This is a genomic window from Flavobacterium sp. ZB4R12, assembly GCF_048276375.1.
GTDB lineage: Bacteria > Bacteroidota > Bacteroidia > Flavobacteriales > Flavobacteriaceae > Flavobacterium > Flavobacterium gawalongense.
Genome location: NZ_JBLNKS010000006.1, coordinates 56747 through 68669 on the forward strand (window position 1 = coordinate 56747; position 11923 = coordinate 68669).

Consider the following 11923-nt stretch of genomic DNA (forward strand, 5'->3'; position numbering starts at 1 on the left):
TATATTCTACCTATGTTATACTATATAATATTTTGAGTATTAAACTCTACGTCTTTTAGGAGGACGACATCCATTGTGAGGCATTGGAGTAACATCGATAATCTCAGTCACTTCAATTCCACCATTATGCAAAGAACGGATCGCAGACTCACGTCCGTTTCCTGGTCCTTTTACATAAACCTTTACTTTTTTAAGTCCAGCTTCAAGAGCTACTTTACTACAATCTTCTGCTGCCATTTGGGCTGCGTATGGAGTGTTCTTTTTAGAACCTCTAAAACCCATTTTACCAGCTGAAGACCAAGAAATAACTTCACCTTTTTTGTTTGTCAAAGAAATGATGATATTGTTAAAAGTAGCAGAAATATGAGCTTCTCCCGTTGATTCAACGATAACTTTACGTTTTTTTGCAGTTGCTTTAGCCATATTACTTATTATTTAGTTGCTTTTTTCTTGTTGGCAACAGTTTTTCTCTTACCTTTTCTTGTTCTAGAGTTGTTTTTAGTTCTTTGTCCTCTTAATGGAAGACCAGATCTATGACGGATACCTCTATAACATCCAATATCCATTAAACGTTTGATGTTTAAAGAAACTTCAGAACGCAATTCTCCTTCAATTTTGAAAGTTGATACTGCTTCACGAATTGCTCCGATCTCATCATCATTCCAGTCTTGAACTTTTTTATCTTGGCTAACTTGAGCTTTTTCTAAAATCTCAATAGCTCTACTTCTTCCTAATCCGAAGATATAGGTAAGTGCTATAACACCTCTCTTATTTTTTGGGATATCTACCCCTGCTATTCTTGCCATAACTATCCTTGTCTTTGTTTAAATCTAGGATTCTTTTTGTTTATTACGTACAATCTCCCTTTTCTTCGCACAATTTTGCACTCGGGACTTCTCTTTTTTACTGAAGCTCTAACTTTCATTTTGAATATCCTTTAATATCTATAAGTAATTCTTGCTTTTGACAAATCGTAAGGGCTCATTTCTAGTTTCACTTTATCACCAGGTAATAATTTGATGTAATGCATACGCATTTTTCCAGATATATGTGCGATTACAATATGTCCATTTTCTAACTCTACACGGAACATTGCATTTGATAATGCTTCAATGATCGAACCGTCTTGTTCTATTGCTGATTGTTTTGCCATAAGTTAAGCTACTGCTTTTCTATTTTTACCAGTCTTCATTAAACCATCATAATGTCTGTTTAACAAATATGAATTGATTTGCTGCATCGTGTCTATGGCAACTCCAACCATAATAATTAATGAGGTACCTCCAAAAAACATTGCCCAAGATTGTTGAACATCCATAACGCTTACAACAATTGCTGGGAACACAGCGATTAAAGCAAGAAATAAAGATCCTGGGAAAGTTATCAAAGACATCACTTTGTCAAGATAATCAGAAGTTTCAACTCCAGGTCTAACACCAGGAATAAAACCACCGCTTCTTTTTAAATCATCAGACATTTTGTTTGTAGGAACGGTAATGGCGGTATAAAAGAAAGTAAACACAATTATTAAAGTTGCGAAAACTAAATTATACCAAAAACCGAACATATTACTAAAAGCGCCAACAATTGATTGTGATGCATCTGATTTTGACAACCCTGCCACAGCAGCAGGTATAAACATAATTGCCTGAGCAAATATAATAGGCATAACCCCTGAAGCGTTAAGCTTTAATGGAATCCATTGTCTATTACCACCCATAACATCTTGTTCATAATCACCTGAAGATGTACGACGAGCATACTGAACAGGTATTTTGCGGACTGCCATTACTAATAATACACAAGCTATAATAACCAGTAACCAGATAATAACTTCGATAACCAATAACATCGGCCCACCATTATTATTAGTCACACGGGTAGTAAATTCTTGAATAAAAGCTTGTGGAAATCGAGCTAAAATACCTACCATAATCAACAATGAAATACCGTTTCCGATTCCTTTGTCAGTGATTTTTTCTCCTAACCACATGGCAAAAATTGTACCTGTAACCAAAATAATTACTGAAGAAAATAAGAATTCAAAAGAATTAAATCCCAATAAAAACGCATTACTAGGTAATGTTCTATAAAGATTATAGATATAAGTTGGTCCTTGAACTAAAGTAATACCTATTGTTAACCAACGAGTAATTTGATTAATCTTTTTTCTACCACTTTCTCCATCACTTTGAAGTTTCTGCAAATAAGGTATTGCAATTCCCATTAACTGAACAACGATTGATGCAGAAATGTAAGGCATAATACCCAAAGCAAAAACTGAAGCTTGAGAAAATGCACCTCCGGTAAACATGTCAAGAATAGAACCGATTCCATCCTTAGTCTGGCCGGCTAAATTCGCTAATTGTGTTGCATCAATACCAGGAAGAGTTACTTGAGCTCCAAAACGATATACTAAAAGCAACCCTAAAGTGATTAGAATTCTATTTTTCAGTTCCTCAATTTTCCAAACATTACTTAATGATTCAATAAATTTCTTCATCTTAATAGAAAAATTATATTGTTACAGCTTCTCCACCAGCAGCTTCAATAGCAGCTTTTGCAGTAGCAGTAAATTTGTGAGCGGTTACCTTTAATTTTGCTGTCAACTCTCCTCTTCCTAAAATCTTAACGATTTCGTTTTTAGTAGCCAAACGGTTAGCAACGTATACTGTCATATCAACAGCATCAGTTACCACACCATTGTCTACCAACAATTGAAGCGTATCAAGGTTTACACCTTCGTATTCTTTACGATTGATGTTTGTAAAACCAAACTTAGGCACACGTCTTTGAAGTGGCATTTGACCACCTTCAAAACCAATCTTTTTAGAATAACCAGAACGAGATTTTGCTCCTTTGTGACCTCTTGCAGAAGTACCACCTTTTCCAGAACCTTCTCCTCTACCTAATCTTTTATTTTGATTGTGTGTAGAACCTTCAGCAGGTTGTAAGTTACTTAAATTCATAACAGTATTTGTTATTTAGTTTCTTCAACAGAAACTAAGTGTTTAACTTTATTTATCATCCCAAGGATTGTAGGGTTTGAATCATGCTCTACAACTTGTCCCATTTTACGTAGACCTAAAGCTTCTAATCCTCTCTTTTGAGTAAGAGGACAGTTGATTTTGCTTCTAACTTGTTTTACTAATAATTTAGCCATAATTTCCTTGAATTAACCTTTAAAAACTTTTTCTAAAGAAACGCCTCTTTGTTTCGCAACAGTATAAGCACTTCTCATTTGCAATAAAGCATCAAAAGTTGCCTTAACTACGTTGTGAGGATTTGATGATCCTTGTGATTTAGATAATACATCATGAATTCCTACTGATTCAAGAACTGAACGAACAGCTCCACCAGCAATAACTCCTGTACCATGAGACGCAGGAATTAAGAAAACACGTGCACCACCAAATTTACCTTTTTGTTCGTGAGGAACCGATTGACCATTCAAAGGAATTTTTACTAAATTTTTCTTAGCATCTTCTACTGCTTTCGCAATTGCTTCAGAAACGTCTTTAGATTTTCCTAATCCATGTCCAACCACTCCATTTTCATCACCTACAACTACAATAGCAGAAAAACCAAAAGCTCTACCACCCTTTGTAACCTTAGTAACACGATTCACACTTACCAAACGATCTTTTAATTCAAGACCACTTGGTTTTACTAACTCTACATTCTTGTATTTACTATTAGACATACTATATTAGAATTTAAGTCCAGCCGCTCTTGCGCCTTCCGCTAATGATTTAATACGACCGTGATATAAATAACCTCCTCTATCGAAAGTTACCACGTCTATCCCAGCTTTTAAAGCTTTTTCAGCAACTAGTTTTCCAACTGCTGTAGCCACTTCAATGTTCGTACCGTTACCTATTTCTTTTTCTCTTGAAGAAGCCGCCAATATAGTAACTCCGTTTACGTCATCAATAAGTTGAGCGTAAATTTCTTTGTTACTTCTAAATACAGATAGTCTTGGATTAGTAGCAGTACCACTAATTGTTTTTCTAATTCTGAATCTAATTCGTTGTCTTCTTTCAGGTTTTGTTAATGACATAATCTTATTTTTTAAGCTGATTTACCTGCTTTTCTTCTTAATACTTCACCTACAAATTTAACACCTTTTCCTTTATACGGCTCTGGCTTACGGAAACCTCTGATTTTCGCAGCTACCTGTCCTAAAAGTTGTTTGTCAAATGATGTTAATTTCACGATAGGGTTTTTACCTTTTTCAGATATCGTTTCCAAAGTTACTTCTGGAGCAATTTCTAAAACTATATTGTGAGAGTAACCAAGTGCTAAATCTAATTTTTGTCCTTGATTTGAAGCTCTATAACCAACTCCTACCAATTCTAAAGATTTTGTAAAACCTTCATTTACACCAATAATCATGTTATTGATTAAAGATCTGTATAAACCATGTTTTGCTCTTTGGTCTTTGTGATCAGACGATCTGTCCACTTGAACCTGACCGTCTTCAACTGTTACAGTAACGTCCGAAAACTCCTGTGTAAGTTGACCATTTTTTCCTTTTACTGTAATAATACCATTTGCAACTTCAACAGTTACACCAGCAGGGATTACAACCGGATTTTTACCTATTCTTGACATCTTCTACTATTTTAATGATTAGTAAACGTAACAAATTACTTCACCACCAACATTTAACTGTCTGGCTTTCTTTCCTGTCATCAAACCTTTTGATGTAGAAACAATAGCAATTCCTAATCCGTTAAGGATTCTTGGAATAGATGAAGAACTTGAATACTTACGTAAACCTGGTTTACTAATTCTTTGGATATCTTTAATTACTGACTCTTTAGTATCTTTATCATACTTCAAAGCGATTTTGATTGAACCCTGAACAGCGTTGTCTTCAAATTTGTAACTCAAGATATAACCTTGATCAAATAAGATCTTAGTTATTTCTTTTTTTAGATTAGATGCAGGAATTTCGACAACTTTGTGGTTTGCAGCCACAGCGTTACGAACTCTTGTCAAATAATCAGCAATGGGATCTGTATACATGTGTATTAATTTGCGGTTTTGGTTTTCAACAAACTATTTGCCGAACCTGAAACCAATTTATAAATGTTTATGATACAGACAAAACTTACGTTAAGTCTGTATCAGGACGCAATAAATTACGTCTTACCAAGATGCTTTTTTAACACCGGGTATCAATCCGTTATTTGCCATTTCACGAAATGTAACACGTGAAAGACCGAATTGACGCATATACCCTCTTGGTCTACCTGTTAATTTACAACGATTGTGCAAACGAACTGGCGAAGCATTTTTTGGTAACTTTTGCAAACCTACGAAATCTCCAGCTTCTAACAAAGCTTTTCTTTTCTCAGCATACTTAGCTACTGTTTTTTCTCTCTTAACCTCGCGGGCTTTCATTGATTCTTTAGCCATGTCTTAATTCTTTTTAAAAGGTAATCCTAATTCTGTCAATAGAGACTTTGCTTCTTTATCTGTTTTTGCACTAGTTACAAAAGAGATATCCATTCCTGAAATTTTGTTTACTTTATCAATATCAATTTCCGGGAAAATGATTTGTTCCAAAACTCCAAGGTTGTAATTTCCTCTTCCGTCAAATCCAGTAGCTTTAATACCACTGAAATCTCTTACACGTGGCAAAGCTGAAGTAATAAGTCTATCTAAAAACTCATACATTCTTTCTCCACGCAAAGTAACTTTTGCTCCAATCGGCATCCCTTTTCTCAATTTGAATGACGCAACGTCTTTCTTTGAAATAGTAGATACTGCTTTCTGTCCAGTGATCTTTGTCAACTCATCAACTGCATAGTCGATTAGTTTTTTATCAGATACAGCTGCACCAACTCCTTTACTTAAAACGATTTTTTCCAATTTTGGAACTTGCATTACGTTTACGTATCCGAATTCCTCTTTAAGAGCAGCAATTACTCTGCTCTTATATTCTTCTTTTAGTCTAGGTATATACGCCATTACTATAGTACTTGATTAGATTTTTTTGAAAATCTTACTTTCTTATCTCCTTCTACTCTAATACCAACTCTAGTTGTTTCCTTAGTTTTAGGATCAATTAAAGAAATATTAGATATTTGTATAGAAGCTTCTTTCTTTACGATACCACCTTGAGGGCTTTTTGCACTAGGTTTCGTATGTTTTGAAACCATGTTTACACCTTCAACAATCGCTTTGTTTTTCTCACGGTACACACGTAAAACTTTACCTTCAGCACCTTTATGGTCTCCAGCAATTACTCTTACGATGTCACCTGATTTTATTTTTAGCTTTATCATCTTAAAAACGAATTAAAGCACTTCTGGTGCTAATGATACAATTTTCATGAATTGTTTTTCACGAAGTTCTCTTGCTACCGGACCAAAAACACGAGTTCCTCTCATTTCACCAGCAGCATTCAATAACACACATGCGTTGTCATCAAATCTAATGTATGAACCATCGGCTCTTCTTACTTCTTTTTTGGTACGTACAACAACTGCAGTTGAAACAGCCCCTTTTTTAACGCTTCCGTTAGGAGCAGTATCTTTGATAGAAACTACAATCTTGTCACCAACAGAGGCATACCTTCTTTTGGTACCTCCTAAAACACGGATAGTTAAAACTTCCTTTGCTCCAGTGTTATCTGCTACTTTTAGTCTTGATTCTTGTTGTACCATAATTATTTAGCTCTTTCTAGGATTTCAACTAACCTCCAACATTTTGTTTTACTCATAGGACGCGTTTCGCTAATCCTTACAGTATCTCCAATGTTGCAGTCGTTCTTTTCGTCGTGTGCGTGATACTTTTTAGTTTTCAACACGAACTTACCGTATAACGGGTGTTTAACTTTACGCACTTCAGCAACAACAATAGATTTATCCATTTTGTCCGAAGTAACAACACCAACTCTTTCTTTTCTTAAATTTCTTTTTTCTTCCATCTTTCAGCAGAATACAGTTATTGTAACTCTCTTTTAGTAAGTTCTGTAGCTAATCTTGCAACTGTTCTTCTTACACTTCTAATTTGAAGTGGGTTCTCAATTGGAGAAATAGCGTGAGCCATTTTTAGGTCGGCATATGCCTTCTTAGTCTGGCTAAGTTTTTCTTGCAACTCCGCTGCAGAAAGATCTTTTATTTCTGATTGTTTCATAATATCTAATTAATTATGCTTCGAAATCTCTAGCAACAACGAATTTAGTTTTTACCGGAAGCTTTTGAGCTGCAAGACGTAACGCCTCTTTTGCAACTGACAAAGGTACTCCTCCAACTTCAAACATAATTCTTCCGGGTTTAACAACGGCAGCCCAATACTCAACTGCACCTTTACCTTTACCCATACGTACCTCAAGAGGTTTCTTAGTAATTGGTTTGTCTGGAAATATTTTGATCCATAATTGTCCTTCTCTCTTCATAAAACGAGTTGCAGCAATACGTGCAGCTTCAATTTGACGAGAAGTTAAGAACATTCCATCTTCATGTACAGATTTAATACCAAACATTCCATTAGAAAGTTCATGTCCTCTTTGAGAATTTCCTTTCATTTTACCCTTTTGTACCTTACGGTATTTTGTTCTTTTAGGCTGTAACATTTTTCTTTAGTTTAAAAATTTACTTTCTTTTACGAGCGTCTGGTTTTCCACCTTTATTAAAAGGCTTTCTATCTCCTCTAGGAGAATCGCCACCTTTACCACCACCAGTTCCGGATTGTTTTTTATCCATTCCTGCAAGCGGGGAAAGATCTCTCTTTCCATAAACTTCACCTTTCATGATCCATACTTTGATTCCCATTCTACCATAAGTAGTATGAGCTTCAGCCAAAGCATAATCAATGTCAGCTCTGAAAGTTGATAGAGGAATTCTACCTTCTTTGAAACCTTCTGAACGTGCCATTTCAGCACCATTCAAACGACCAGAAATCAGAACTTTAATTCCTTCAGCGTTCATACGCATAGAGGCTGCGATTGCCATTTTAATAGCACGTCTGTAAGAAATTCTGCTTTCGATTTGACGACAGATGCTAGTCGCAACTAGATAAGCGTCAAGCTCAGGTCTTTTGATTTCAAAGATGTTAATTTGAACCTCTTTGTCAGTAATTTTCTTAAGTTCTTCTTTTAACTTGTCTACCTCTTGACCACCTTTTCCGATAATGATACCAGGTCTGGCAGTAGTGATAGTAACGGTTACAAGTTTCAAAGTTCTCTCGATGATTACTTTCGATACACTAGCTTTTGATAAACGAGCATGGATATACTTTCTGATTTTGTGATCTTCGGCAAGTTTATCACCGTAATCATTTCCACCATACCAGTTTGAGTCCCATCCTCTGATGATACCAAGTCTATTTCCAATTGGATTTGTCTTTTGTCCCATGCTGCTTAAGAATTGCTTTGTGTGTTATTGATAGCTCCAAGCACGATTGTTACGTGGTTAGAACGTTTTCTAATTCTGTGTGCTCTTCCTTGTGGAGCTGGACGAAGTCTTTTCAACATCATTCCACCATCAACTCGGATTTCCTTAACAAATAAACCAGCTTCTTCCATATTAGCTTCAGGGTTTTTAGCTTGCCAGTTGGCAATTACTGATAAAACCAATTTTTCTAATTTTCTTGAAGCTTCTTTAGAACTGAATCTTAAGATGTTAAGTGCTCTTTCTACCTTCTGACCTCTTACTAGATCTGCTACTAAGCGCATTTTTCTAGGTGAAGTAGGGCAGTTATTTAACTTTGCAAAAGCCAATGACTTGTTAGCCTCTTTTCTTGCATCTGCTGTTTCTCTTTTACGAACTCCCATTGCTTCTTATTTTTTACCTTTATTTTTTGCTCCAGCATGACCTCTAAAAGATCTAGTTGGTGAAAATTCTCCTAATTTGTGACCTACCATGTTTTCTGTTACGTAAACTGGTACAAATTGACGACCGTTATGAACTGCGATAGTTTGTCCAACAAAGTCCGGAGTAATCATAGAAGCTCTAGACCATGTCTTAACCACTCCTTTATTTCCACCTGCAATGTTTTCCTGAACTTTCTTGTCTAACTTATAATGAACGAAAGGTCCTTTTTTTAATGAACGTGCCATATCTTAATTATTTCTTTCTACGTTCTACGATATACTTGTTACTCGGGTTTTTCTTAGAACGAGTTCTATAACCTTTAGCTGGTATTCCATTTCTTGAACGTGGATGTCCACCAGAAGAACGTCCTTCACCACCACCCATTGGGTGATCGACAGGGTTCATTGCAACAGGTCTTGTTCTAGGTCTTCTTCCTAACCATCTTGTTCTACCTGCTTTTCCAGATACAACTAATTGGTGGTCTGAATTAGAAACCGCTCCAATTGTAGCCGAACAAGTCAACAAGATTAATCTTGTTTCACCAGAAGGCATTTTAATTGTAGCATATTTTCCATCTCTTGCCATTAATTGAGCAAATGTTCCAGCAGAACGAGCGATTACCGCTCCTTGACCTGGTCTCAATTCAATACAAGAAATAACAGTTCCTAATGGAATTCTGCTTAAAGGCAATGTATTACCAATTTCAGGCTGAGATTCAGGACCAGAAACTAATTTCTGACCAACTTTCAATCCGTTTTGAGCAATAACATATGTTTTCTCTCCATCAGCATACGCTAATAAAGCGATGAATGCAGTACGATTTGGATCATATTCAATTGATTTTACCGTCGCAGGAATTCCTTCTTTTGTACGTTTAAAATCAATGATACGGTATCTCTGCTTGTGACCACCACCCGTATAACGCATGGTCATCTTTCCTTGACTATTTCTACCACCAGAGTTTTTTATCGGCGCTATCAAAGAGCGTTCCGGCTTATCAGTTGTAATGGCGTCATAACCATTCACAACTCTAAATCGCTGACCTGGGGTAATAGGTTTTAATTTTCTTACTGACATTTTATCTTAGATATTGTTGTAAAAATCAATTGTTTCTCCTTCTTGTACTTGAACAATTGCTTTTTTAATTGCATTAGTCTTTCCACTGATTAAACCACTTTTAGTGTATTTAGTAGTTCTATCCGGTCTTACGTTCATTGTGTTAACACTCAAAACAGTTACTCCATAAGCAGCTTCAACAGCTTTCTTAATTTGTACTTTGTTTGCTTTTTTGTCAACAACAAATCCGAAGCGGTTTAAAACTTCACTTTCTTTGGTTACTTTTTCCGTTACTATAGGCTTAATTATGATGCTCATATCCTATTATTTACTTAAATTTTCTTCAATTATCTCCAAAGAACTCTCCAAAAGCACTAAATTATTAGCGTTTAATATTGCGTAAGTGCTTAATTCTAAGCTACTTACCACACTAGAGCCTTTTAAATTGCGTGACGACAAATATACATTTTTATTTGTATCACCCAAGACAAACAGGGATTTTTTATTTTCTAACTCTAAAGCTTTCAAAACGTTGATGAAATTTTTAGTGTTTGGCGTTTCAAAATTAAAGTCTTCCAATACGATAATGTTCGCCTCTTTTGCTTTAATTGAGAAAGCAGATTTTCTTGCCAAACGTTTCAAGCTTTTATTCAATTTGAATGAATAACTTCTTGGTCTTGGTCCGAAAACTGTTCCACCACCTTTAAACAATGGATTCTTTGCACTACCCGCACGAGCAGTACCAGTCCCTTTTTGTTTTTTAATCTTACGTGTACTTCCCGCAACTTCAGCTCTTTCTTTAGCTTTGTGCGTTCCTTGTCTTTGATTAGCAAGATATTGCTTTACATCAAGGTATACTGCGTGATTGTTTGGTTCTATACCAAATACTGAATCAGAAAGTTGAACTTTTCTTCCAGTATCTTTTCCGTTGAAATCTAATACTTTTGCTTCCATTACTTCTGAATGATTACATAAGAGTTGTTACATCCAGGAACACATCCTTTTATAACAAGTAGGTTCTTTTCAGCAACTACTTTTAAAACTCTAAGGTTTTGAACTTTTACATTGTCTCCTCCCATTCTTCCAGCCATACGCATTCCTTTGAATACTCTAGATGGATAAGAAGAAGCTCCTACAGAACCTGGCGCTCTTAAACGGTTGTGTTGACCGTGAGTTGCTTGACCAACACCACCAAAACCGTGACGTTTTACAACCCCTTGAAAACCTTTACCTTTAGATACACCTTGTACATCTACAAATTCTCCTTCTTGAAAAATAGAAACATCTATAAGATCTCCTAAATTTTGTTCAGTTGCGAAATCTCGGAATTCAACGACTTTTTTCTTAGCTACAGTTCCCGCTTTTTTAAAGTGACCTAAAGCCGCTTTTGTGGAATGTTTCTCGTTTTTGTCATCGAAACCAAGTTGCAACGCTTCGTACCCGTCAACACCTTTGGTTCTGACTTGGGTAACAACACATGGTCCAGCTTCGATTACTGTACAAGGAATATTCTTCCCGTTCTCGTCGAAAATGCTAGTCATGCCGATTTTTTTACCAATTAACCCAGACATAATTATTAATTATTAATTATTAAATATAAATATAGAACGCAGCTTTTAACCCAATCCTATTTTTTTAAAGTGGCGCAAAAGTATAACTTATTTACACACAATCCAAAAAAATATTTTTCGGTTAAAAACAGCGTTCCTTTTTACTCTTAAACTACTTAAACTTTGATTTCAACTTCAACTCCACTTGGCAATTCAAGTTTCATTAAAGCATCAATAGTTTTAGATGAAGATGAATAAATGTCAATTAATCTCTTGTATGACATTACTTCAAATTGTTCTCTCGCTTTTTTGTTAACGTGTGGAGAACGCAATACAGTGAAAAGTTTTTTGTGAGTTGGCAATGGAATTGGCCCTGTTACTACTGCACCTGTACTTTTTACAGTTTTTACAATCTTTTCAGCAGACTTGTCTACCAACATGTGATCGTAAGATTTTAGTTTTATTCTGATTTTTTGACTCATTTTCTTA

Annotated in this window: 26 protein-coding genes; all 26 read right to left on the minus strand. The window is 35.6% G+C overall.

Going from position 1 to position 11923, the window contains the following annotated elements:
* Positions 1-39: 39 nt before the first annotated feature.
* Positions 40-423 (minus strand): 30S ribosomal protein S11, encoded by a 384-nt coding sequence (rpsK, locus tag ACNO7W_RS05730; protein WP_024981527.1) that lies wholly within the window; start codon positions 421-423, stop codon positions 40-42.
* Positions 424-431: 8 nt separating this feature from the next.
* Positions 432-806 carry a 30S ribosomal protein S13 gene (rpsM, locus tag ACNO7W_RS05735; RefSeq protein WP_143387617.1) on the minus strand — a complete coding sequence of 125 codons (375 nt, stop codon included), beginning with the start codon at positions 804-806 and terminating at the stop codon, positions 432-434.
* A 2-nt stretch (positions 807-808) separates the two neighbouring features.
* Entirely contained in the window at positions 809-925 is a 117-nt protein-coding gene (gene ykgO, locus ACNO7W_RS05740) for a type B 50S ribosomal protein L36 (protein ID WP_008992256.1), read from the minus strand.
* Between the two features lie 12 nt (positions 926-937).
* Entirely contained in the window at positions 938-1153 is a 216-nt protein-coding gene (infA, locus tag ACNO7W_RS05745) for a translation initiation factor IF-1 (protein ID WP_007136545.1), read from the minus strand.
* Positions 1154-1156: 3 nt separating this feature from the next.
* The gene (secY, locus tag ACNO7W_RS05750; protein WP_417937371.1) at positions 1157-2503 is read right to left on the minus strand and encodes a preprotein translocase subunit SecY; all 1347 of its coding nucleotides are present in this window, start codon (positions 2501-2503) and stop codon (positions 1157-1159) included.
* Between the two features lie 13 nt (positions 2504-2516).
* Positions 2517-2969, minus strand: coding sequence for a 50S ribosomal protein L15 (rplO, locus tag ACNO7W_RS05755; RefSeq protein WP_143387619.1), 453 nt, complete (start codon positions 2967-2969; stop codon positions 2517-2519).
* A gap of 11 nt (positions 2970-2980) precedes the next feature.
* On the minus strand, positions 2981-3163 hold the full coding sequence (gene rpmD, locus ACNO7W_RS05760) for a 50S ribosomal protein L30 (protein ID WP_035668100.1): 183 nt from the start codon (positions 3161-3163) through the stop codon (positions 2981-2983).
* A gap of 12 nt (positions 3164-3175) precedes the next feature.
* Positions 3176-3703, minus strand: a complete 528-nt coding sequence (rpsE, locus tag ACNO7W_RS05765) for a 30S ribosomal protein S5 (protein WP_035668102.1) — start codon at positions 3701-3703, stop codon at positions 3176-3178.
* Between the two features lie 6 nt (positions 3704-3709).
* On the minus strand, positions 3710-4060 hold the full coding sequence (gene rplR, locus ACNO7W_RS05770; RefSeq protein ID WP_113636694.1) for a 50S ribosomal protein L18: 351 nt from the start codon (positions 4058-4060) through the stop codon (positions 3710-3712).
* A gap of 11 nt (positions 4061-4071) precedes the next feature.
* A complete protein-coding gene (gene rplF, locus ACNO7W_RS05775) occupies positions 4072-4614 on the minus strand; it encodes a 50S ribosomal protein L6 (RefSeq protein WP_099713441.1) in 543 nt (180 codons plus the stop codon).
* Positions 4615-4632: 18 nt separating this feature from the next.
* Positions 4633-5031: a 30S ribosomal protein S8 gene (gene rpsH / locus ACNO7W_RS05780; protein ID WP_417937372.1), complete on the minus strand. Its 399-nt coding sequence runs from the start codon at positions 5029-5031 to the stop codon at positions 4633-4635.
* 123 nt (positions 5032-5154) lie between these two features.
* Complete coding sequence (gene rpsN, locus ACNO7W_RS05785) at positions 5155-5424, minus strand: 30S ribosomal protein S14 (protein WP_007136553.1); 270 nt, start codon at positions 5422-5424, stop codon at positions 5155-5157.
* A gap of 3 nt (positions 5425-5427) precedes the next feature.
* Entirely contained in the window at positions 5428-5979 is a 552-nt protein-coding gene (rplE, locus tag ACNO7W_RS05790; RefSeq protein WP_091173704.1) for a 50S ribosomal protein L5, read from the minus strand.
* A gap of 2 nt (positions 5980-5981) precedes the next feature.
* The gene (rplX, locus tag ACNO7W_RS05795; RefSeq protein ID WP_035668111.1) at positions 5982-6296 is read right to left on the minus strand and encodes a 50S ribosomal protein L24; all 315 of its coding nucleotides are present in this window, start codon (positions 6294-6296) and stop codon (positions 5982-5984) included.
* 12 nt (positions 6297-6308) lie between these two features.
* Positions 6309-6677, minus strand: coding sequence for a 50S ribosomal protein L14 (gene rplN, locus ACNO7W_RS05800; RefSeq protein WP_026717863.1), 369 nt, complete (start codon positions 6675-6677; stop codon positions 6309-6311).
* Between the two features lie 2 nt (positions 6678-6679).
* The gene (gene rpsQ, locus ACNO7W_RS05805; RefSeq protein WP_039110222.1) at positions 6680-6940 is read right to left on the minus strand and encodes a 30S ribosomal protein S17; all 261 of its coding nucleotides are present in this window, start codon (positions 6938-6940) and stop codon (positions 6680-6682) included.
* A gap of 17 nt (positions 6941-6957) precedes the next feature.
* The gene (rpmC, locus tag ACNO7W_RS05810; protein ID WP_035668115.1) at positions 6958-7149 is read right to left on the minus strand and encodes a 50S ribosomal protein L29; all 192 of its coding nucleotides are present in this window, start codon (positions 7147-7149) and stop codon (positions 6958-6960) included.
* Positions 7150-7162: 13 nt separating this feature from the next.
* On the minus strand, positions 7163-7588 hold the full coding sequence (rplP, locus tag ACNO7W_RS05815; RefSeq protein ID WP_007803637.1) for a 50S ribosomal protein L16: 426 nt from the start codon (positions 7586-7588) through the stop codon (positions 7163-7165).
* A gap of 19 nt (positions 7589-7607) precedes the next feature.
* Positions 7608-8369: a 30S ribosomal protein S3 gene (gene rpsC, locus ACNO7W_RS05820; protein WP_039110223.1), complete on the minus strand. Its 762-nt coding sequence runs from the start codon at positions 8367-8369 to the stop codon at positions 7608-7610.
* A gap of 5 nt (positions 8370-8374) precedes the next feature.
* Positions 8375-8788: a 50S ribosomal protein L22 gene (gene rplV / locus ACNO7W_RS05825; protein WP_035668120.1), complete on the minus strand. Its 414-nt coding sequence runs from the start codon at positions 8786-8788 to the stop codon at positions 8375-8377.
* 6 nt (positions 8789-8794) lie between these two features.
* On the minus strand, positions 8795-9073 hold the full coding sequence (gene rpsS, locus ACNO7W_RS05830; RefSeq protein WP_007136562.1) for a 30S ribosomal protein S19: 279 nt from the start codon (positions 9071-9073) through the stop codon (positions 8795-8797).
* Positions 9074-9080: 7 nt separating this feature from the next.
* Positions 9081-9905: a 50S ribosomal protein L2 gene (gene rplB / locus ACNO7W_RS05835; protein WP_059114053.1), complete on the minus strand. Its 825-nt coding sequence runs from the start codon at positions 9903-9905 to the stop codon at positions 9081-9083.
* 6 nt (positions 9906-9911) lie between these two features.
* Positions 9912-10202 carry a 50S ribosomal protein L23 gene (gene rplW, locus ACNO7W_RS05840; protein ID WP_104000023.1) on the minus strand — a complete coding sequence of 97 codons (291 nt, stop codon included), beginning with the start codon at positions 10200-10202 and terminating at the stop codon, positions 9912-9914.
* Between the two features lie 6 nt (positions 10203-10208).
* Positions 10209-10838: a 50S ribosomal protein L4 gene (gene rplD / locus ACNO7W_RS05845; RefSeq protein WP_073018943.1), complete on the minus strand. Its 630-nt coding sequence runs from the start codon at positions 10836-10838 to the stop codon at positions 10209-10211.
* Positions 10838-11455, minus strand: coding sequence for a 50S ribosomal protein L3 (rplC, locus tag ACNO7W_RS05850; protein ID WP_039110224.1), 618 nt, complete (start codon positions 11453-11455; stop codon positions 10838-10840). Before rplC ends, rplD begins: the two co-directional genes overlap by 1 nt.
* Positions 11456-11610: 155 nt before the next feature.
* The gene (gene rpsJ, locus ACNO7W_RS05855; RefSeq protein ID WP_011963470.1) at positions 11611-11916 is read right to left on the minus strand and encodes a 30S ribosomal protein S10; all 306 of its coding nucleotides are present in this window, start codon (positions 11914-11916) and stop codon (positions 11611-11613) included.
* Positions 11917-11923: the final 7 nt, after the last annotated feature.

What these genes read in the sequence shown, in the direction of transcription:
- rpsM (WP_143387617.1), bottom strand. Translation starts at nt 806, where the DNA reads ATGGCAAGAATAGCAGGGGTAGATATCCCAAAAAATAAGAGAGGTGTT.
- rplP (WP_007803637.1), bottom strand. Translation starts at nt 7,588, where the DNA reads ATGTTACAGCCTAAAAGAACAAAATACCGTAAGGTACAAAAGGGTAAA.
- rplO (WP_143387619.1), bottom strand. Translation starts at nt 2,969, where the DNA reads ATGAATTTAAGTAACTTACAACCTGCTGAAGGTTCTACACACAATCAA.
- rpsC (WP_039110223.1), bottom strand. Translation starts at nt 8,369, where the DNA reads ATGGGACAAAAGACAAATCCAATTGGAAATAGACTTGGTATCATCAGA.
- rpsS (WP_007136562.1), bottom strand. Translation starts at nt 9,073, where the DNA reads ATGGCACGTTCATTAAAAAAAGGACCTTTCGTTCATTATAAGTTAGAC.
- rplW (WP_104000023.1), bottom strand. Translation starts at nt 10,202, where the DNA reads ATGAGCATCATAATTAAGCCTATAGTAACGGAAAAAGTAACCAAAGAA.
- rpsN (WP_007136553.1), bottom strand. Translation starts at nt 5,424, where the DNA reads ATGGCTAAAGAATCAATGAAAGCCCGCGAGGTTAAGAGAGAAAAAACA.
- rplR (WP_113636694.1), bottom strand. Translation starts at nt 4,060, where the DNA reads ATGTCATTAACAAAACCTGAAAGAAGACAACGAATTAGATTCAGAATT.
- secY (WP_417937371.1), bottom strand. Translation starts at nt 2,503, where the DNA reads ATGAAGAAATTTATTGAATCATTAAGTAATGTTTGGAAAATTGAGGAA.
- rplX (WP_035668111.1), bottom strand. Translation starts at nt 6,296, where the DNA reads ATGATAAAGCTAAAAATAAAATCAGGTGACATCGTAAGAGTAATTGCT.
- rplC (WP_039110224.1), bottom strand. Translation starts at nt 11,455, where the DNA reads ATGTCTGGGTTAATTGGTAAAAAAATCGGCATGACTAGCATTTTCGAC.
- rpmC (WP_035668115.1), bottom strand. Translation starts at nt 7,149, where the DNA reads ATGAAACAATCAGAAATAAAAGATCTTTCTGCAGCGGAGTTGCAAGAA.
- rpsQ (WP_039110222.1), bottom strand. Translation starts at nt 6,940, where the DNA reads ATGGAAGAAAAAAGAAATTTAAGAAAAGAAAGAGTTGGTGTTGTTACT.
- rpsK (WP_024981527.1), bottom strand. Translation starts at nt 423, where the DNA reads ATGGCTAAAGCAACTGCAAAAAAACGTAAAGTTATCGTTGAATCAACG.
- rplD (WP_073018943.1), bottom strand. Translation starts at nt 10,838, where the DNA reads ATGGAAGCAAAAGTATTAGATTTCAACGGAAAAGATACTGGAAGAAAA.
- rpsJ (WP_011963470.1), bottom strand. Translation starts at nt 11,916, where the DNA reads ATGAGTCAAAAAATCAGAATAAAACTAAAATCTTACGATCACATGTTG.
- ykgO (WP_008992256.1), bottom strand. Translation starts at nt 925, where the DNA reads ATGAAAGTTAGAGCTTCAGTAAAAAAGAGAAGTCCCGAGTGCAAAATT.
- infA (WP_007136545.1), bottom strand. Translation starts at nt 1,153, where the DNA reads ATGGCAAAACAATCAGCAATAGAACAAGACGGTTCGATCATTGAAGCA.
- rplN (WP_026717863.1), bottom strand. Translation starts at nt 6,677, where the DNA reads ATGGTACAACAAGAATCAAGACTAAAAGTAGCAGATAACACTGGAGCA.
- rplV (WP_035668120.1), bottom strand. Translation starts at nt 8,788, where the DNA reads ATGGGAGTTCGTAAAAGAGAAACAGCAGATGCAAGAAAAGAGGCTAAC.
- rplE (WP_091173704.1), bottom strand. Translation starts at nt 5,979, where the DNA reads ATGGCGTATATACCTAGACTAAAAGAAGAATATAAGAGCAGAGTAATT.
- rplB (WP_059114053.1), bottom strand. Translation starts at nt 9,905, where the DNA reads ATGTCAGTAAGAAAATTAAAACCTATTACCCCAGGTCAGCGATTTAGA.
- rpsE (WP_035668102.1), bottom strand. Translation starts at nt 3,703, where the DNA reads ATGTCTAATAGTAAATACAAGAATGTAGAGTTAGTAAAACCAAGTGGT.
- rplF (WP_099713441.1), bottom strand. Translation starts at nt 4,614, where the DNA reads ATGTCAAGAATAGGTAAAAATCCGGTTGTAATCCCTGCTGGTGTAACT.
- rpmD (WP_035668100.1), bottom strand. Translation starts at nt 3,163, where the DNA reads ATGGCTAAATTATTAGTAAAACAAGTTAGAAGCAAAATCAACTGTCCT.
- rpsH (WP_417937372.1), bottom strand. Translation starts at nt 5,031, where the DNA reads ATGTATACAGATCCCATTGCTGATTATTTGACAAGAGTTCGTAACGCT.